This window comes from Dolichospermum sp. FACHB-1250 (genome assembly GCF_014696335.1).
GTDB classification, from domain to species: Bacteria; Cyanobacteriota; Cyanobacteriia; order Cyanobacteriales; family Nostocaceae; genus Dolichospermum; species Dolichospermum planctonicum.
On sequence record NZ_JACJPZ010000016.1, the window covers coordinates 1 to 19,647 of the forward strand.

The window sequence follows — 19,647 nt, forward strand, 5'->3', positions numbered from 1 at the left end:
CTCTCATTTCTTGCTTTCTGAATAATAAATTTTTTAATCATCTTGAATTCGGACTCCTTAGGAAACTTTACTTTCTCACACCACCCCCCTTTTAATGATATGTATTCTCATTAAGCTTATTTCTCTTTAATTGATCGTTAGTTATTATGTACTACTATCTCTGCTTTTTTGATCTGTGACAGTTCAGGGTGCGGAATGTGGGTTATAACCGCTGTAATTGCAATTATAGGTTTCAATTCTTTGTCAAAGTATTTAACTATAAATACTGATAATATTAGCAAGCTGAATACTAAATTAACAATTGTAGCAGGTAAACCCATTGCCGCTGCGGAATTGACAACCGCCAAAAGACCCTATATTGCGCCAGGAAGTGGGACATTAACTACAGAGGAAACTGCAATGGCGCGTCAAGCTTGGTTATACTTCCAACGTAATTGGAACGATCAAACTGGTTTAGTTAATTCTGTAAATAATTTTCCCTCTGTTACTATGTGGGACCAAGCCGCTGCTATGGCTGCTTTGGTCAGTGCTAAAGAACTTAATATCATTACGGGAGAAGAGTTTGAGAGCAAAATGAGTCAGATGTTAAAAACTCTAGCGTCTATGCCTTTGTATAAAGGAGAATTACCGAATAAAGTCTATAATTCAAAAACATTGATACCTGTAAATTATGGTCAATTAGATAAACGAGAAGAAATTGGTTGGTCTGCTTTAGACTTAGGACGTTTAGCTATATGGCTGAATATTGTTGGTACAAAATATCCCAAAATGCGATCGCCAACGGAAGCTGTCTGGAAACATTGGCAAATTAAGCGCTTGGTTAAAAACGGGCAAATGTACGGTACTTCTGTTATTGCTGGTCAAGAACAGTATACCCAGGAAGGGCGTTTAGGTTATGAAAATTACGGAGCTTATGGGTTAAAACTCTGGGGTTTAGATGTCAAAAAAGCCTTAGATTATACATCCAATACAGACTTTGTAGACCTCTACGGGCAGGGTGTTCCTTATGATCGACGGGATTATCAAAATTCAGGTGCAAATAATTATGTTCTCAGCGAACCTTATATTTTAGATGGTATTGAAACCGGATTTCAAGCTTTACCTAAAGCATTCTCAGACCGAATTTTAGCCGCTCAAGAAGCTCGTTATCAAACAACTAAATTTTTAACTGCTGTCACGGAAGATAATTTAGATCGCGCTCCTTACTTTGTTTATAGTAGCTTATTTGTGAATGGAGAACCTTGGGCAACCATCACAGCAACAGGGAAAAAATATGATGATCTACGTTTTCTCAGTGCTAAAGCCGCCGTAGGTTGGCACGTCCTTTATAATACTGCTTACACAGACAAATTATTTAATTTTGTGCAAACTCAACTCAAATCTGATCAAGGTTGGTACAACGGGTTTTATGAGTCTTTAAATCAGCCAAATAAAGCTCTTACTGCCAATAATAATGGTGTAATTTTAGAAAGCTTGCTGTATAAAAAAGTTGGTAAACCTCTCACGGTTTGGGCTGGAATAAAAGAGTAAAGTAAAAGTTTATTTTGATGCTGTGAAATTCGATAATTTATGATTTCGATTTCCCTGCTTTTACTTTTTTAAACTTTTAAAATCTTGGGTTGTCAGTAAAAAAACAGGTCAAAATTTTATCTGTAATTGGCCTGTTAATGTCTGATTATTATACAGACTTTCCCCAGTCATGAGATTGTGAGACTTACCTAAACTATAACCTAAATCTAAAGCTATATTTGGTGATATTTTGACTGTACAGCGAGTTTGATAGCCAGTACCTCCACTTTTACTACCATTAACTCTTTGTCTTCCCAAGGTGGTATTTAAGCGACAATTTAAAAAAGGAAAAATGTTTTTTCCCCATCCGATTTCACCGTTATAAACTAGAGAAGATTCTGGAGAAAAATAGCCACTACTTTCTTGGCGATCGCTTGTATACTTCCAAGCGAAAACATTACCAGCAAACCAAAATTCACCCCACTTATGTTCCAAGCGATTAAAAATCTGTTGCTCAAAATTACCATCATTATATAAACCCACACGATAGGAGCCAAAAAAGCTAGTATTAGGGTCAATTTGCCAAAAAGTATTGAAACCAGAGCGTATAGCTGTAATTTGATTTTCCAGTGTTTTCACACTAGTTTTATAAAGACCTTGTTCTACGACTGCTGATAAAAATAAACCTGACTTGAGGCTATAATCTGGATTGAGTTTAACAGCAATTGGTCTATCTATCTGAGCATTGAAATTGAGAGCCATTGGTAAGCGATTAAATAGATCAATTCCTGCTCCTAATTTTAGAGTATATTTACCTGTTTTGCCTTCCCATCCGAACTGAAGGGGAATATTAGTAAGAGATGTAAATTTCGTTTGACTCAACTTATTAAAGGCAGTTTTCAATTTAATTTTCTCTCCATTGAATAACCGGAATTGAAAGACTGGTTCAATAATTTGATTCTCCTGCTGGGAACTATTCATGTCCGTACGAAACCCTGTTTGGATACTTTCCAAAACAAACGCTGGCTGCACAGGTGTAGTAGGAGTTGGTTGTGAAGTTGATTGTACTGTAGGAGTTGGTTGTGAAGTTGGTTGTACTGTAGGAGTTGGTTGTCTTTGCGGAGGAGATACTTGTTGGGAAGTTAACCTTAGCTGAGGATTGAAGTTTTCAGGTGCAGCAATTAATATTGGTATTGACTGCAAATTCTGAGGAAGAAAGCTGCTGTCAAAAACTATGTTTAAGTTTTCTAAAATACCAAAATTTGTAATTTGTGCGGTTAATTCTGGAAATGAGTTCAAGTTTTTATGTAGTGGGAAAAAAATAGAGGAATCTGTTTCTGTAATATCCCCGTTATTTTGGCGTGAATTTGGTACATTATCAACCACAGGAACGGGTTCTATCACAAGTGAGACTGAACCCCAATTTTCATCTAGTTGAATAGGAGCAGCAGATACAGACTTAATACCGGAACTAGTGATCATACTTATTGGAAAAAATAAATATAGTATTCGTTGTAGCCAGTTCACTGAGAGTAACATCTTACAAAACAGTTACGTAAGGGAAGAGAATGAATATTTTCATATTAATACCTCATATTAATACCTTTGCCAATTTATCAAAAATCGCCGTAATACCCCGTTCTTCATAAGACGGGGATATAAGGCGAGACAAAAATTAAACAGACTCTAAGTGATATTAAGTATAACTTAATCATGCAGAGTGTAGTTTGATTTTTGTTAATTAGGGTTTACTAATTCCCTAAGTTAGATTAAATTGGTATCAAGTCGAAAAGGAAAAATACCGTCAGTAACCCAGCCCTAAAGGGACTGGGCTTGCAAGAGTAATCAAGCAAGCCGTACTGACCAGACCACCCTGAGTTTACTCTCATGGTAGCCGTTATTTGAGTCACGACACCCTGGAATGCGTAGCTAGTTCCCTGCTCTGTCGCTGGCAATTAAACAGTTTTAAGGTAACAGAAACAGTGTTGCCAGCCTAACAAGCTCTTATAACAGGTCGAAGCTAACATTACCCCGCAAGGGAGTTGGTTTCCAGATTCCAATCAAAAATCTGGTTTCAATTTTAAGATTCACAGCGGTTAAAACCGCTCGTGCCGTTTCCCTCTCAGGGCTAAAGCCACTGAGTTTCCCACTTGCCGGGTATTCTTATGATTGTTTTAGAATTTAAAGCCAAAGGCACGAAACAACAGTTTCAAAATATTAACGAAGGTATACGAATAACCCAATTCATTCGGAATAAGTGTCTACGGTTTTGGATGGACAATCAAGGTGTGAAACCTTACGACTTAAACAAATATACTGCTGTTTTGGCTAATGAATTTGATTTTGCGGATAAATTAAATTCTATGGCTAGACAAGCAGCAGCCGAAAGAGCCGCATTCGCAATTAAAAGATTTTTTGATAATTGTCAAGCTAAAACTCCTGGAAAGAAAGGATATCCAAAGTTTCAAAAGAATAACCGTTCCATTGAATATAAAACTGGATGGAAATTATTGGAAGACCGAAAACACATTAACTTTACAGATAAATGTGGAATTGGACAACTAAAATTAATTGGAACTTGGGATTTACATTTCTATCAAATCAACCAAATCAAAAGAATTAGAATAGTTAAACGTTCTGATGGATATTACGTTCAATTCTGTATAGATGCAGAAAGAAATATTGAGATTAAACCAACAAATAAAACTATTGGTTTAGATGTTGGACTCAACAGTTTCTATACTGATTACCAAGGAGATAAAGTTGATAATCCGAGGTATTTACGAAAATCAGAAAAATCTTGAAAACGATTACAGAAAAAAGTTAGTCGTAAAAAGAAAGGTTCTAATAATCGCAAGAAAGCTATTAACCGTCTTGGTAGAGGACACTTGAAAGTTTCACGTCAGCGTAAAGACTTTGCTATAAAAACAGCATTGTGCGTGGTTAGATCTAATGATTTAGTGGCGTTTGAAAAACTGCAAGTGAGAAACATGGTTAAAAATAGCAAATTAGCCAAATCAATTAGTGATGTGGGATGGTCAGTGGATTTTGGATTTACGATTTTGGATTTTGGATTGACTCCACCCTCAAGTGTGGAGCTTGGGGATTTTAGATTAGCAATTTTGGATTAGTTCCGCCCTGAAATTGTAGGGGGCAACGGCCGTTGCCCCCTACTTGTACCGAAAATTCCCAATCTAAAATCTAAAATCTAAAATCTAAAATTTCTTGGTCATTGTTTACTCAATGGTTAGAGTATTTTTAAAGTCTATGGGCGTGTAATTATACCTGTTGCACCTCAATATACTTCTCAAAATTGTTCTAATTGTGGGGAAATAGTTAAAAAATCTCTATCAGTTAGAACTCATGTTTGTAAATGTGGTTGTGTTCTTGACCGTGACCATAATGCTGCAATCAACATTCTAACTAAGGCACTAAGACAAGTTGGCTAGGATGTAAGTACGGTGGGGCGCACCGAAACTAACGCTTGTGGAGAGATGACCCTCTACCCAGACTTGGAGACAAGTTTATTGAAACAAGAATCCCCGTCCCTCTATAGGGCGGGGAGCGTCAAGAAATATCTCCTCTTTCATAGTAACGACGATAAAGTAATTCTAACTGACCACCATATTCTTGAATCCAAGCAATTTGGCGTAAATACATTCCCCGAAAGGTATTAGCAAAAAACAGGGTAATAATAGCTACCACTAATCCTGATGCTGTAGATACTAAGGCTTCACTAATTCCAGATGTGACACCGGCGGTTTTTGTCCCGCCGACATCACCAATATTCAATGATTTAAAGGAAGCAATTAATCCCAATACTGTACCTAGCAGACCCAACAAGGGGGCTAAACCAATAATTGTATCGAAAATGTTCTGAAACCTTTTTAATAGGGGAATTTCGGCCTGTGCTTCACTTTCTAAAGCCAAACGAAATTCTTCTGGGTTGGGTTCTTCCAGTTCTAAGGCTGCTAAAAAAATCCGGGCTATAGGTAAATCAGCATTTCTATGTAATATATTTAAAGCATCAACCATATTACCTTGACGATAAGCTTTAAGGACAGTTTGGACAATACGGTTTTGACGGTTGCTGATTTTAACCCAAAAGGTAATGCGTTCGATAATTAGCGCCACTCCCAACACCGAAAAAAACAGCAGTGGCCACATGACTATACCACCAGCTTGGAATAAATTACTAATTTCCATTAATTTCCATTGACTATTTTGCTAATCTTCCACACTTAGATTAACAGATCGTGGTCAAGAAACAAGAATCAGTAAGTGTTGTTTTATTTTTAAGTAATTTAATTTACAATTGAATCTGTATTCCTGGGTTAATGGCTCGGAGTTTTTTGGTAGAGATTAACTTTGGATTTATTGTTAGATCATATATTGACACAACACAATTTAGGATGCAAAATACTTTTTGCTACTTTTGATCCTTAAAATTAAAAGTTATCAATATAAAACAGGGATATAAATTGGCATTATCTAATTAATTTTGATTATTAGGTAATGTCATTTTTGAAAAAATGATTTATAGGTTAAACATTATGATTTTGAATGAATGGCAGTACAATATTACTAAGGCACAAATGAATAAATTTGAGTTAGCAATGGCTCAATATGCTAGTAAACCAGTTCCAGAAGATGAAAACCAAAAACTACGTTATGAGGCTCGTATTGATTCACTCAAAAGCCAAATTGAGGAGTTTACTCAAGAGATAAAAGAGTACGAAAATCTCAAAAATAATCAAGGTAAAATTGAGAAATTGCAATATGATAGTTTAGAAAAACTACCAGAAGCACTCATCAAAGCGCGGATTATTCGTGGACTCACTCAAGAGAGTTTTGCCAAACTTTTAGGAGTTAAACCTCAACAGGTGCAACGTGATGAAGCAAATGGATATGCTAGTGCTAGTTTGACAAAACTTTTGAAAATTCAACACACTCTTAATCTGGAAATTCGGGAGGAAATTATCTTTAAATAAGGGAGGATTAATTCACTTTTCCACGAATATCTACACCATTACTTTTCAATTGTCCATCTTCCATGTAAATAATCCGATCAGCTATATCGAGAATGCGGTTATCATGGGTGACAAGCAAAATAGTACAGTCTTGTTCTTTGGCCAACATTTGCATTAATTCTACCACATCGCGGCCTGATTGTTTATCTAATGAAGCTGTAGGTTCGTCTGCTAATACTATTTTCGGGTGACTAACTAAAGCGCGGGCTATAGCTACCCGTTGTTTTTGTCCACCGGATAAATTCTCTGGATAGTAATTAATATGTTCCCCTAAACCAACGTGTTCTAACATCGCTATAGCTTTGGCATTAATATCACCTTTGAAGTAATTTTCGTGCAACTCTAAAGACATCCTCACATTTTCTTTTGCTGTTAAAAAACTCATTAAATTATGGGCTTGAAAAATATAACCAATTTGACGACGTAATTTAGTTAATTGTCCCTTACTAGCCCCAGACATTTCCTGTCCTAATATTTGTAAACTTCCACTTTGGGCAGAACGTAAACCCCCCATTAATGATAATAGGGTAGTTTTGCCCGAACCAGAGGGACCTGTCATAATCACAATTTCCCCCGCATTAATCTCTAAATTAATATCAAATAATACTTGTTTTTGTAGCGCACCTTTACCAAAATAATGATTAAGATTGGCTACAGAAATCACTGTTTCTGAACTAGAAATAACTTCAGGAGCAATAGTTGTAAGTTTCAATGGCATAGTTCCTTCCCTTGGGGTGAGATATAAAAAAGAGTTTTATTGATTGAGAATTAAAAAATGTCAGCAGGATCAGCAGAACGCAGTTTTCCCATGGCAACTGCTCCAGAAATAGTACACATAATTACTGTTAAGATAAAAACATTAATTGCCCGATCTAATTTCATAGCTATGGGTAAAAGAGTCGCAGTAAAAGTTAATTGATATATCCCAAAAGATAGCAACAATGCAGGTAAATAACCTAATGCAGCTAATAACAATGCCTCTTGTAATAAAACTCCCAATAGATAATGATCAGTATACCCCATGGCTTTGAGAGTTGCGTATTCTGGTAAGTGATCAGAAACATCAGAATAAAGGATTTGATAAACAATGACAATACCAACAATGAAACCGACAATCACACCCAAACCAAAAATAAAACCAATACCTGTACCATTAGCCCAATAATCCTTTTCCTTTTGAGCAAATGTTTCTGGAGTTCCAACTTCCACAAAAGGATTTTGAGGATCTGGATTTAATCTTATTCTCAATTCGGCTTTGATTTTTTCAAGATCAGCACCGGGTTTGAGAGTAATTAAACCAACTTCAATTTGATCAGGTTTGCGGTTAGGAAATAATTGTAAAAAAGTGGAATCACTAGCGACAACATTACCATCAGAAGCAAAGGAAGCACCATTTTGAAATAAACCTTTAACATTGATATTTTTTCCGTTTAATTCAGTATTAAATTTCCCCGTTGCTCGAAAAATTTTGCCAATTTCCCCATATTCTGGACGACTGGCTTCATCAAACAAAACTTGATTTAATTGTTTGAGATCATCTTTATTAGCTTGGACTTCAGGAAATTTTAAACCAGGTGTAGCTGGATCTACACCCCAAACTAAAATAGATCGATCCATTCTTGTCTCAGGATTACGCCATTGTCCTATACCTATGTAAATAGAACTAACTGATTTGACACCTTCATAACTTAATGCTTGATAAAGTCTTTCTCTAGAAAAGCTTTTAACTGAAAATAGAGTTTGAAATTGGGGATTAGTTAAGACTAAATCGGCTTGTAAATTGCGATGAGGTTTGATAGCAGAATCAAATAATGCACTTTCAAAACCCATTTGAATAAATATTAGTATATCAGCAAAGGCAATTCCTGATACTGCAATTACTAACCGCGTTTTTTCTTTCATTAATTGTCGCCAAGCTAGGGGTGTTTTTTTAAATATTTTATTAATCATTAGTTTGATTTTTTGCACCTTTATGGGTAAGATTTTACAATTTAATTGCTGTTTGGACTTGCAAGTTAGTTAAGCCAGAAACTCGTTTACTATCTTCAGGATTTAGGCGAATTTTTACTTCAATAATTCTACCATCTAAGTTTTCTCCTGGTTGATCACCAAAGACATTTTGGCGCTTGACTTGTAACCCAATTTGTTGGACTATACCTTTTATTTCTTCTGTAAATCCTTGACTGGTAATTATGGCTGTTTGTCCTAATTTGATCTTACTAATATCGGTTTGATAAACTTCTGCAACTGCCATCATTGTGTTAGTTTGAGCAAAGTCAGCCACCCCTGCTTTATCAATTTTTTCACCGACACGGGCATGAATTTTAATAATTTGTCCCGTCATAGGGGCGCGAATATAAGCTCCTTGTAGTTCGGTTTCTGCACGTTGCAAATCAGCGATCGCACTTTCAACTTCTGTTCTGGCTAATTCTATATCAACGGGACGAATTTCGCCAATACTACTAAGTTTAGCCTTGGCTTCACTAATTTCTTTATTGCTAGTATTATTAATACGATTTAGGGCAATTTTAGCTTCTGCTAGTTGTTTATTTGCGGTGGTATTAATCCGTTTGAGAACCGCTTGAGATTCATTTAATATTTGTTTTGCGGTTTCTACATTTAAACGTTTACTATCAATTACAGAATTAGAAATTACACCCTCAGAAAATAACTGTTGATAGCGTTGATATTCTGCTTGGGCATTGTTTAATTCTGCTGTTAGTTTATTAATAGTTGCTGTTTGGGCAATTCTATCACCTTCCCATTGGGCTGATATCCGAGCAATATTTTCTGCTTGGGCTTGTTTATCTCCTGTATATTGGGCTTTAATTCTCTCAATAATTGCTTGCTGTGCGGCAATTTCTCCTGACTTAGCACCAGCCTTAATTTGCTGTAATTTAGCTTGGGCAACTTTCACCTGTTTCTGTCTTTGAATCAGGGCTTTTTTTAGCAGATCACGAGATTGTAAAATGGCAATTACTTGCCCTACTTTAACATTATCACCTTCTTTAACTAATAGTTGAGAAATGCGATCGCCATCTAATGCTAAGGGTGCAGATAATTTAATTATTTCTGTTTCTGGTTCTAATCTTCCTAATGCAGTCACCATGGGCGAAATTGGGACAATTGGTTTTGCTTCAATTACAGAAGATTTTTCCATTTTGCCAAAGTTAGAAATCCCATAAATAGCAATTCCTCCTGTTATCGCAGTGGCCGCAACTATTAAAGCAATTAACCCTTGATTTTTAGGTTTAAACAACAGTTTATAACTCATCATAATTCACAAAATTAGCCATACCCACATACCCAACTTCTTTAAAGAGGTCGGGTATTTTTTAGATATAAAGAATAATATGACAGTTTTGTAATCTTTGTCAATATATCTTTACAAATTAGATGTGATCATTAAAACGGTGTTTTTACCTGTAAATGTAATATTTTTTCTAAATGGGGATGGTAAAAACTCAACTCCCTTGCGTGTAAATATAATCTACTGACACTCTTGAGACAACCATAGAGTTTATCCCCTAAAATCCTCATTCCCAGTCCTCTCTTATCAGCAGCATGAACCCGTAATTGATGGGTACGTCCAGTAAGAGGTATAAATTCTATTCTGGTATATTTTCCTTCTGCGCCTATTACACGAAAGCGCGTTAAACTAGGCTTACCCCGTTCTAAATCCACTTGTTGATAGGGACGATGATCTGGATTTCCCCATAAAGGTAAATTAATTTCCCCTTCATTAATAGTTAGAGAACCTGTAATTATAGCCTCATAAACTTTATGAATTTTCCTTTGTTCAAATTGTTGACTTAATTGGGAATAGGTAACTACATCTTTAGCTATTAATAAAATCCCAGAAGTATCTTGATCTAAACGATGTACAGCTATTATTTCCTGATTATATAGATAACCTAAACGACTAATTACACTATCTTGATTATGAGAATAACGACCGGGAACAGACAATAATCCTGATGATTTATTAACTGCAATTAGCCATTCATCCTCATAAATGATTTCTGGTTGATTTAGCTTTAATCCTGATAATAAAAATCCCATTAATGGCTGACATCTTTCCAAACAAGCACCATAAAATTCTCCAGAAACCTTATTTTCTATAGAAGAATTACCCCACCAAAATTCAGCCATTGCTAAAGGTTTTAATCCATGGGTTGCAGCATAATGTAATAATTTAGGAGCGCAACATTCCCCCGTTCCGGTTGGTGTTCCTCCCGGTAATAATTGCTGTAAAGATAAAGATTGTCCAGAAAAATTAGTTAGACTATAAGCAGCGTGCATTTGTGTTTGTAATTTGCGAGATAGTTCTTTGCGCTGTTGTCTTAATTCCGTAATTCTTCTATCTGCGGCGGCTTTAATCTCCTGCAAAGGCTGTAAAACTTCATTTTGACGGCGTTTGATATTTCGGCGTTCAATTCCCTGTTGACGGCTTTCTGCTGCTAGTTTTTCTAAGGCAATTTTTAGAGATTCACCGCTAAGAATTTGCTCTAATTTTTGCCGTTGTTCCTGTCGTTCTAGTTTGCTATGATGATGATGTAAACTAATAGCGTGTAATTCCTGGGTATATTCATCAGAAAGAGTTTGATATGTTTGTCTTTCAGGAATTTTTTGGAGATTAATTATCTCTTTTTTAATAGTTTCTAATTCTGCTAAAGTCTGAGTTTCTAATACAGCCACTTCCTGTCTACCAGGAATAGGTGGAATCCAACCCTCGACCAGACTATTACCATGGAATAAACCAGAAAATGCCTTAATAACTCTTAATTCACTATTGGGTAATTCAACTAATAAAATACCATACATTTTTCCCTCACGGGAATAAGGATAATTTTCCTCAAGTTGTTGCATGAGACTATGGGCTATAGCTTCTGCTAAACCAGTGCGAGGTAATCTTAATATTTCACCAGTTTGGGGACATTTACCTTCATAGTAATAGTTTGGTTGTGAGGGAGAAATTATAGCATCAGAGTTGATAAAATCGGAAATTGGATGAAGAATATTCATAATAGTCAGAAAATATATAGTTTAGGAATTACTAACTTTTTTATAATTTTTTCAGGAATTTTATCATTTACTTTTTCTTAAATTCAATTATTTTTCTAACAACAAAAAGCAAACATAGACTCATAGATAAAATAACTGCAAAGGGAGTGAGATAAGTCCAATTACCGGACATTTTATCTAAAATATGCCAGGGAAGTATAAACAAACATAGATAGGTTAAATTGTGGATTTTTTTCCAATTTCCTTTAAGTTTTCTCATACTTTCATCATTAGAAGTTATAGCTAGAATCGTGAAAATAATTATTGATGATAAACCTTGGAAATAAGTAATCCAAGTATTAAAATCTAAGAGATTTAAAGATCTTGTCCAGATCAATAATGCACCGTGATTACAAGCAAAACAAAAAGCAGCAACACCAGTGTAGCGTCGGGTTTTTAATAAGCTTTTCCAAATAGATTGTTGCTTATAAAAATTCGGAAAAATTGTTTTTATCATAGTAGGAATAATAGTCAATGAATAATATATTAAAGACAAAAAACCAATAATATTTGCATAATCAGTATGTGGCATCAAAAAAAAACAATACAGCACTGACGGTGTAACCAATAAATACTAATGCGACAAAACTAAAACAGCCCTTGAAGTTGTTATTAAATAGAGAGTTCATGTCCAGATTCCTTTAATCAATGAATACTTAGATATCAGTACCGAAACAAAAAAGTCTTAGCTAACAATCAAAGCAATCAAAACTATACTGAAAATTATACTGACTTCACTATTACTCTTTATTACTTTTTCTCAGACAATACGGTCTAATTTTTTCACAATTAGCAAGAAATAGCAATATTTCCAAAGGTAGTTGACAGAATTTTATTAGTATGATGCGGGGAATTTCCATTAGTATTATCCTTCCGCAAGCCACTGTTTATAACCATACATAAGTAATCTTTCCTTTAAATTAGCAATAGCTTCGGATCTGGGTATATTAATTGACTGTACGCGATATACATCATATTGATATATAATGAAAATGAATAATTTTTGATATCTGCTTATGACATTACAAGAATTGCAAAAACAAGTATTACAGTTACCAATGAGCGATCGCTGGCAATTGGTACAAACTATATTAGAATCAATACAACAAGAAACTATATCACTATCAAAGCAGGGTAATTTATCTCGACTGCGTGGTATTGCTAAAAGTGTAAATATCTCCAGTGATGAGAATATTAATGGAGATTATGTCACTTATCTAACTGAAAAATACCAATGAAGCGAGTTTTTATTGATACGAATGTCGTCCTAGATTTTTTGCTGGAACGAGAACCTTTTGTAGAAGATGCAGTCAAGCTATTTGCAAAAATTGATGCAAGTGAGATTATAGGGTTTATTGCTGCTACTACAATTACTAATATTTATTATATTATTCGTAAAGCAGCAGGTGTAAAAGTTGCTCAAGATGCAATTTATCAAATTCTCACAGATTTACACATTTGCACAGTTGATAAAAATATTTTAGACTTTCAATTAATCTTTTACCATTACTAAAACGCTGCAAGAATTATGCAATTGATTCAGTTCCATCTTTGATTATCGCCTGTTGAACTTGTTCTTTCCAATTTTCATCATTTGGGTTAATTGTGATCATCCGTCCTTCAGATTTAGAACGATCAACATAAGCGTGAAAAGCTGAAATATCTTCTCTGTGAGTAAGAATATAACGACGTAATTCTTTCAGAGTCATTGCTTTATAATTAACTAATGTCATCGTTCATCCTCTATTAAAATTTCTTACTTTTCTTAGCGTCTACCCTGGGGGATATATAAGAGAGATTGCGCGAAACAAAAAATATACTAACTTACACTAATTCAGCAGCTAAAAGCCTACCTTCAAATGGTTCATACTCATCTTCTAGTAACCATAACTTGGCAGTTTCATAATCATTACTAGAAAATACAACCTTATCACCCTGTTTTGGATCATAAATTCGACAATTTCCCTCACTATCACAAAGTAATAACAGAATATATGGAGGTGATAACATCGGATCTATCCATACTTCTGTAAATTCCCAGTTATTCTTCACTTGGTCTGGTGCGGGGTATGACGTGGTATTGGTTGTCTGCATTGATTTTTATCTCCCCATAGTAAAGTGGAATATTACTACCATCTGGACTAATTCTATAACCTATTGGTTCAGTAAAAAACATTCCATAGCGTTCATAATCTCGAACAGTGCCGATAAACTCACCTTCTTCTATTATGCACTGAGCAACTTGATTCATGGTATTTTCATCGTTAAATACATGAGCGGCTTGTCCTTTTTTTAGAAGTCTCTGCATTTGCGGTGTTCCTGGTAAATGCTTGGCAATATGTCTAACGTCAAGGGTGATTTGACGATTAATTAATTCTGATGTCATTTAATTTTACCTAATTTACTTTATATAACAAACTTAATGAGGTCTATATCTAACCGAAAATGGTGTATATGGGAGAATACCGTCCTCAAAGGTCGTGATATTACTACTTGCTAAAAAGTATTTTGTATGCTGCATCTTCATCTGTAAAAAAAATCTCCCACACAGCAGGAGAGATAAAAATGAAAGTGATTATTAGCTTTTATAAGTTAATATATAAGCACCTTTTATGCTTTTATTGTTACCATTTTTTTTTATTGATTCTTGGTAATCAGTGTAAACATGATGTTATGCTAAGAAAGTCGTACATATATGATTAGTTGAGATAACCATGTACAAAGTTTACAAAATTGATGTCAAAGAAAATGAAACAGTTTTAATCAAACTGAATCGTCCCAATAGCAGACGGCGTATTAAATATGCTCTGGTGTCTGAAAATCTCTACTCTAGAGCAAATGAAATTTTATACAAAAGAGGACTGTATTTTTTAGACTACCTCAATTTTCTCCGTAAACACGAAAATAAAGAATTTGTTTTCCTAACAGAAGATGAAAAATTACAGGAATTAATTTCAGACCTTTTGGAGAAAGGTACTCCTTATGTAAGATGCTCTCATTTCGTTTTTTCAGGTATGTCTTGGATTCCGTCTATCGAAAAATTTGCTCTAGAATTTCCTGAACTCAATGACAAATTATTAGACCGTATTAAGCCTGAAAGTGATTTTAGCCTTGACATTGAAGACGGTAATTATGATTACAGTTATGATTCTAGTGAAAGACCACTAACAAAGCTTGAGTATTACGGGTATGAACCAAATTATGAACGTGATATAGATCTAGCCGAACGACTTTACGGAGTACCTGATCCGAGGTTAGTTGAAGATGACTAGTCCCCTACAAAAACCTCCTTCCCCTCTCCGCGCCTGGAAGTTTCTCAACGAACTGTTCGTTGCAATCATCTAAGTCCGCTACAAAAATCTCCTTCTCCTATTTGCTCCTTAGCGTCTTTGCGCGAAACAAAAAAACGGTAGAGAACCGAAATCCTCCACCGTGCAATTAACAATTAAAAAACCTAACTAAGACTCAACACCTTGGGGTAATAACTCCCGTGTTTGCTGAGAACTAACTTGCACAATGCCATTTTCATCAACGTCAACAAGAGCAGTATCGCCGTCTTTGATACGTCCAGACAGAATTTCTTCCGCCAAACTATCTTCTAACAAGCGCATAATTGCCCGACGTAATGGCCTTGCACCGTAGCTAGGACTGTAACCCTCAGTGATCAAGCGATCCTTGAAGCGGTCTGTAACTTCTAAGACAATGCCCTTTTCCGTCAAGCGACCAAACACTTCCTTGAGCATGATATCGGCGATTTCCGTGACTTCAGCCTTATTCAACTGACGGAAGACGATAATTTCATCTAACCGGTTCAAGAACTCAGGACGGAAGTAATTCTTCAGTTCCTCATTCACTAAAGAACGAATGCGATTATATTGAGATTCGTTAGCATCTTCAGCAAAATCGAAACCAATACCGCTACCGCCTTTTTCAATTACCTTAGAACCAATATTGGAAGTTAAAATCAGCAAAGTGTTCTTAAAGTCCACCGTGCGACCTTTCGCGTCAGTTAAACGCCCATCTTCCAAAATTTGTAAGAGCATATTGAAGACATCCGGGTGGGCTTTTTCGATTTCATCGAATAACACCACAGTGTAAGGACGACGACGGACAGCTTCTGTTAGCTGACCACCTTCGTTGTAACCGACATAACCAGGAGGTGAACCGATCAACTTACTGACGGTGTGACGCTCCATGTATTCGGACATATCTAAGCGAATCATCGCTTCTTCTGAACCGAAGAAATAAGAGGCTAAGGATTTTGCCAATTCAGTTTTACCCACCCCAGTTGGACCGGAGAAGACAAAACTAGCGATCGGCCGATTAGGATTTTTTAAACCGACACGAGCGCGACGAATAGCGCGGGAAACAGCCTTCACAGCGTCATCTTGACCGATGAGGCGCTGATGTAAGGTATCTTCCATGTGCAGCAACTTCTCGGACTCAGATTCAGTGAGTTTGTTAACTGGTACACCAGTCCAGGAAGCGACAATGTGAGCAATGTCTTCTTCTGTAACTACGGGTTCAATACCGTCACCACTAGAGCCGTTACTCTTAGTTTGGGCAATAGTGCGGATTTCCGCCTTGATTTCCATTTCCCGATCGCGCAATTCCCCCGCCCGATCAAAGTCCTGAGAACGGACTGCATCATCTTTTTCTTTTAAGATTTGCCGTAGTTCTTTGTCTAATTCCTTAGCTGCTGGGGGCAGTTGGGAGTTAATTAAGCGCACCCGTGAGCCGGCTTCATCCACCAAATCAATGGCTTTATCTGGCAAATAGCGATCGCTAATGTAACGATCAGACAACTTAGCCGCCGCCACCAATGCTTCATCGGATATTTTCAGCTTGTGGTGTGCTTCATAGCGATCGCGCAAACCATATAAAATTTCTATTGTCTCATCAACGCTTGGCTCACCCACCATCACAGGCTGGAAGCGTCTTTCCAACGCTGCATCCCGTTCAATGTGCTTGCGGTACTCATCCAAAGTAGTCGCGCCGATACATTGTAATTCACCCCGGGCCAAAGCTGGCTTGAGGATATTCGCTGCATCAATAGCCCCTTCCGCCGCGCCCGCACCGATGAGGGTGTGAACTTCGTCAATAACTAGGATGACATTACCCGCCGAGCGGATTTCATCCATAATTTTTTTCAGACGTTCTTCAAATTCACCACGATATTTAGTTCCTGCTACCAGCAGACCAATATCAAGAGTGACTACACGCTTATCTTCCAGGATATCGGGGATATCCTTGCTGGCGATACGTGAAGCTAAACCTTCGGCGATGGCGGTTTTACCAACACCTGGTTCTCCTATCAACACGGGATTATTTTTCGTCCGGCGACCCAAAATTTGGATTACCCGCTCAATTTCCTTGGCGCGTCCCACCACAGGATCGAGCTTGTTATCTATGGCCATTTGGGTCAGGTTCGAACCAAACTCATCGAGAGTTGGGGTTTTCGTGCGACCAGAGGGGCCACCCGGCGTAACTTCCGCCGTTTCTCCCAACATCCGAATCACTTGGGTTCTCACCTTGGTCAAATCTACACCCAGGTTTTCTAGCACCCTAGCTGCCACACCTTCACCTTCGCGGATCAGTCCCAACAGCAGATGCTCGGTACCAATGTAGTTATGCCCCAATTGGCGTGCTTCTTCCAAGGATAGTTCTAAAACCCGTTTTGCCCGTGGCGTAAACGGAATTTCTACGGCGACAAAGCCTGAACCCCGTCCTATGATTTTTTCAACTTCAATGCGAGCATCTTTGAGATTAACTCCCATTGATTTCAGCACCTTCGCGGCCACCCCTGTACCTTCGCCAATCAGACCCAAGAGGATCTGCTCAGTTCCGACAAAGTTGTGACCTAAACGGCGGGCCTCTTCTTGGGCCAGCATGATTACCTTAATGGCTTTTTCTGTGAAGCGTTCAAACATGGCATTTTTCCCATCACCTGCGTCGTGCCGGTATGCTGATTTTAGCACAGGCTAAAATTTTGGATATCTATATCAACAATATTAGATATCCAATTACCATGACACAGGTTGATGGGTTAATGAGTAGCTATTAATTCTTTCTTTGGAGTTAGTGTACTGAGGAGAGTGATTTTACCAGCATTTTGGGGGGGTAAATCCAAACAGTGAACCATTGATGTGGGGTTTTTGGTTAACCCTCCCAAACAAAACTACATATCATAAAATGTCTAGCATTGTCAAATTAATTGGCTTAATGATAAGTTTTTTATATAGATAAAAATTTTAATACAATATATTTTGATATAAAATCAGGGCAAAAAATTTATTTTATCTTCATAAATGTGGTTTAAAGTAGTCGGCTGGTGAAAATTTTTATTTCGAGTTTTCAAAGCCAGAGTTAAATACTGGTGATTAATTTAATCTCACTTTTAACAAGCGAATGTTCAGCTATCAGCGCTAATTTTGGATTTAGTTCCCTTTTCAAGAACCCACTGACTGCTGACCGGTGAATACTAGTATCTCTTTTAGATGTTACAGCAGTTTGCGATCAAACCCGCCACAAAAAGAGCTATCTAAATAGGCTCAAAAAATAAGCCACAATGATTAAACCAGTTGAGTGATATTTTGTCCTTTATTTCCAGGGCGGTCATCATCAACTCTGATTCCACCTTCACCTCTACCATAATGTTGTGTCATAATAATTTTACCGTTCTTGTGGCGGGTTTGATCTTAAATTGCTGTTAAAATACATTTAATTTATACATGAAGTCCGTCAGGGATGCCCACCCCACAAGAATTAAAATACAGTCTAATTTATTACTTGCCTTGGTGAATGGAAGTGGCAGTTCATCTTGCACACAGACAAAACCCATCTTTTATGTTTCAAACCCTTAATTTTTAGTTAGTCCACGTAGGTGGACTTCGTTAGCGATTTCTAATCGCCGATAGCGTAGCGTGGCGTTAGCTAATTGCTACACATTAAATCGGAATAACATCACATCACCTTCTTGGACAATATACTCTTTTCCTTCACTTCTCACTAATCCTTTTTCTTTGGCTGCATTCATGGAACCATAATTTACTAAATCATTATAAGCGACAGTTTCAGCGCGAATAAATCCCCGTTCAAAATCAGAGTGAATGACTCCTGCCGCTTGGGGTGCTGACATTCCGGCATTTATTGTCCAAGCGCGGGTTTCTTTTGGTCCACAGGTGAAATAAGTCCGCAAACCTAAAAGGGTGTAAGTTGCACGAATTAAGGATTTTAAACCACCTTCTTTCACACCTAAAGATTCCAGAAAGTCAGCTTTATCGGCTTCTGGTAATTCGACTAATTCCGCTTCTACTTGTGCGGATACTATCACAACTTGGGCATTTTCGATCGCAGCGACTTCTCGAACTTTTTCCACAAAATCATTACCCGTTGCTAAGTCTTCTTCAGACACATTAGCAGCATAAATAATTGGTTTATTGGTAAGTAATCCTAATCCTTTAATAATTTCAGATTCTTCTGTAGTCAAACTGACTTGACGGACAGATTTACCTTCATTTAAAGCAGCGGCTAATTTTTCTAAAATTGTCACTTCAAATTGTGCATCTTTACTAGTGCGTGCGGCTTTGCGAGTTCTCTCAATGCGTTTTTCAATTTGGGATAAATCTGATAAACCAAGTTCTAAATTAATGATTTCAATATCTCGCGCTGGGTCAACAGAACCGGCTACGTGAATGATATCATCATTTTCAAAACAACGGACAACATGAACTATGGCATCAACTTCTCGAATGTGGGATAAAAATTGATTACCTAGTCCTTCTCCTTGACTCGCACCTTTGACCAAGCCAGCAATGTCCACAAATTCCACACGGGCGGGGACAATTTGTACTGAGGTAGCAATTTTTGCTAAAACGTTTAACCGGTCATCGGGGACTGAGACCATGCCAACATTGGGTTCAATGGTGCAAAATGGGAAATTAGCGGCTTCAGCTTTAGCGTTAGCGACTACAGCGTTAAATAAGGTTGATTTTCCGACGTTGGGAAGTCCGACAATTCCGGCTCTTAGCATTGTAGATTTTAG

At 37.0% G+C, this 19,647-nt stretch carries 18 protein-coding genes and 1 pseudogene; 7 read left to right on the top strand and 12 right to left on the bottom strand.

Features of this window, described 5'->3' with window-relative positions; genetic code table 11:
- The first annotated feature begins 282 nt into the window (after window positions 1-282).
- Window positions 283-1,530: a DUF3131 domain-containing protein gene (locus H6F39_RS07545; protein ID WP_370539372.1), complete on the top strand. Its 1,248-nt coding sequence runs from the start codon at window positions 283-285 to the stop codon at window positions 1,528-1,530.
- A gap of 108 nt (window positions 1,531-1,638) precedes the next feature.
- Here H6F39_RS07545 and H6F39_RS07550 read toward each other — a convergent pair whose 3' ends face one another.
- Window positions 1,639-2,991 (bottom strand): PT domain-containing protein, encoded by a 1,353-nt coding sequence (locus H6F39_RS07550; protein WP_190371775.1) that lies wholly within the window; start codon window positions 2,989-2,991, stop codon window positions 1,639-1,641.
- 683 nt (window positions 2,992-3,674) lie between these two features.
- Here H6F39_RS07550 and H6F39_RS07555 point away from each other — a divergent pair.
- Together H6F39_RS07555 and H6F39_RS07565 are read left to right on the top strand one after the other, a co-directional pair.
- Window positions 3,675-4,550: pseudogene (locus tag H6F39_RS07555) on the top strand (RNA-guided endonuclease InsQ/TnpB family protein); the annotation flags it as partial.
- 240 nt (window positions 4,551-4,790) lie between these two features.
- Complete coding sequence (locus H6F39_RS07565; RefSeq protein ID WP_370539373.1) at window positions 4,791-4,958, top strand: zinc ribbon domain-containing protein; 168 nt, start codon at window positions 4,791-4,793, stop codon at window positions 4,956-4,958.
- 118 nt (window positions 4,959-5,076) lie between these two features.
- Here the strand turns inward: H6F39_RS07565 and H6F39_RS07570 are convergent, their stop codons facing one another.
- Entirely contained in the window at window positions 5,077-5,715 is a 639-nt protein-coding gene (locus tag H6F39_RS07570; RefSeq protein WP_190396478.1) for a MotA/TolQ/ExbB proton channel family protein, read from the bottom strand.
- 347 nt (window positions 5,716-6,062) lie between these two features.
- Here H6F39_RS07570 and H6F39_RS07575 point away from each other — a divergent pair, with 347 nt between their 5' ends.
- Window positions 6,063-6,500: a helix-turn-helix transcriptional regulator gene (locus H6F39_RS07575; RefSeq protein WP_137908201.1), complete on the top strand. Its 438-nt coding sequence runs from the start codon at window positions 6,063-6,065 to the stop codon at window positions 6,498-6,500.
- Window positions 6,501-6,507: 7 nt separating this feature from the next.
- Here the strand turns inward: H6F39_RS07575 and H6F39_RS07580 are convergent, their stop codons facing one another.
- The 5 genes from H6F39_RS07580 to H6F39_RS07600 form a co-directional block, all read right to left on the bottom strand.
- Window positions 6,508-7,257 carry a DevA family ABC transporter ATP-binding protein gene (locus H6F39_RS07580; protein ID WP_190371773.1) on the bottom strand — a complete coding sequence of 250 codons (750 nt, stop codon included), beginning with the start codon at window positions 7,255-7,257 and terminating at the stop codon, window positions 6,508-6,510.
- Between the two features lie 50 nt (window positions 7,258-7,307).
- Entirely contained in the window at window positions 7,308-8,489 is a 1,182-nt protein-coding gene (gene devC, locus H6F39_RS07585; RefSeq protein ID WP_137908199.1) for an ABC transporter permease DevC, read from the bottom strand.
- Window positions 8,490-8,523: 34 nt separating this feature from the next.
- Window positions 8,524-9,813, bottom strand: a complete 1,290-nt coding sequence (locus H6F39_RS07590) for an ABC exporter membrane fusion protein (RefSeq protein WP_190396501.1) — start codon at window positions 9,811-9,813, stop codon at window positions 8,524-8,526.
- A 131-nt stretch (window positions 9,814-9,944) separates the two neighbouring features.
- Window positions 9,945-11,564 carry an RluA family pseudouridine synthase gene (locus H6F39_RS07595; RefSeq protein ID WP_190396479.1) on the bottom strand — a complete coding sequence of 540 codons (1,620 nt, stop codon included), beginning with the start codon at window positions 11,562-11,564 and terminating at the stop codon, window positions 9,945-9,947.
- Between the two features lie 67 nt (window positions 11,565-11,631).
- A complete protein-coding gene (locus H6F39_RS07600; RefSeq protein WP_190396480.1) occupies window positions 11,632-12,135 on the bottom strand; it encodes a ferric reductase-like transmembrane domain-containing protein in 504 nt (167 codons plus the stop codon).
- Between the two features lie 484 nt (window positions 12,136-12,619).
- Here H6F39_RS07600 and H6F39_RS07605 point away from each other — a divergent pair, with 484 nt between their 5' ends.
- On the top strand, window positions 12,620-12,841 hold the full coding sequence (locus tag H6F39_RS07605; RefSeq protein WP_137908196.1) for a hypothetical protein: 222 nt from the start codon (window positions 12,620-12,622) through the stop codon (window positions 12,839-12,841).
- Entirely contained in the window at window positions 12,838-13,116 is a 279-nt protein-coding gene (locus H6F39_RS07610) for a PIN domain-containing protein (protein ID WP_190371770.1), read from the top strand. The genes H6F39_RS07605 and H6F39_RS07610 overlap by 4 nt, the downstream gene beginning before the upstream one ends.
- Window positions 13,117-13,129: 13 nt before the next feature.
- Here the strand turns inward: H6F39_RS07610 and H6F39_RS07615 are convergent, their stop codons facing one another.
- The 3 genes from H6F39_RS07615 to H6F39_RS07625 all read right to left on the bottom strand — a co-directional run bounded on the left by H6F39_RS07615 (window position 13,130) and on the right by H6F39_RS07625 (window position 13,989).
- Window positions 13,130-13,336 (bottom strand): hypothetical protein, encoded by a 207-nt coding sequence (locus tag H6F39_RS07615; protein WP_137908195.1) that lies wholly within the window; start codon window positions 13,334-13,336, stop codon window positions 13,130-13,132.
- Window positions 13,337-13,427: 91 nt separating this feature from the next.
- Window positions 13,428-13,697, bottom strand: coding sequence for a hypothetical protein (locus H6F39_RS07620; protein ID WP_137908194.1), 270 nt, complete (start codon window positions 13,695-13,697; stop codon window positions 13,428-13,430).
- The gene (locus H6F39_RS07625; RefSeq protein ID WP_137908193.1) at window positions 13,645-13,989 is read right to left on the bottom strand and encodes a hypothetical protein; all 345 of its coding nucleotides are present in this window, start codon (window positions 13,987-13,989) and stop codon (window positions 13,645-13,647) included. Before H6F39_RS07625 ends, H6F39_RS07620 begins: the two co-directional genes overlap by 53 nt.
- Before the next feature lie 328 nt (window positions 13,990-14,317).
- Between H6F39_RS07625 and H6F39_RS07630 the strand changes: the two genes are divergently transcribed.
- Window positions 14,318-14,875 carry a hypothetical protein gene (locus tag H6F39_RS07630; RefSeq protein WP_137908192.1) on the top strand — a complete coding sequence of 186 codons (558 nt, stop codon included), beginning with the start codon at window positions 14,318-14,320 and terminating at the stop codon, window positions 14,873-14,875.
- A 186-nt stretch (window positions 14,876-15,061) separates the two neighbouring features.
- Here the strand turns inward: H6F39_RS07630 and H6F39_RS07635 are convergent, their stop codons facing one another.
- The gene (locus tag H6F39_RS07635; protein ID WP_137908204.1) at window positions 15,062-17,533 is read right to left on the bottom strand and encodes an ATP-dependent Clp protease ATP-binding subunit; all 2,472 of its coding nucleotides are present in this window, start codon (window positions 17,531-17,533) and stop codon (window positions 15,062-15,064) included.
- 1,010 nt (window positions 17,534-18,543) lie between these two features.
- Window positions 18,544-19,635, bottom strand: a complete 1,092-nt coding sequence (ychF, locus tag H6F39_RS07640) for a redox-regulated ATPase YchF (RefSeq protein WP_137908191.1) — start codon at window positions 19,633-19,635, stop codon at window positions 18,544-18,546.
- Window positions 19,636-19,647: the final 12 nt, after the last annotated feature.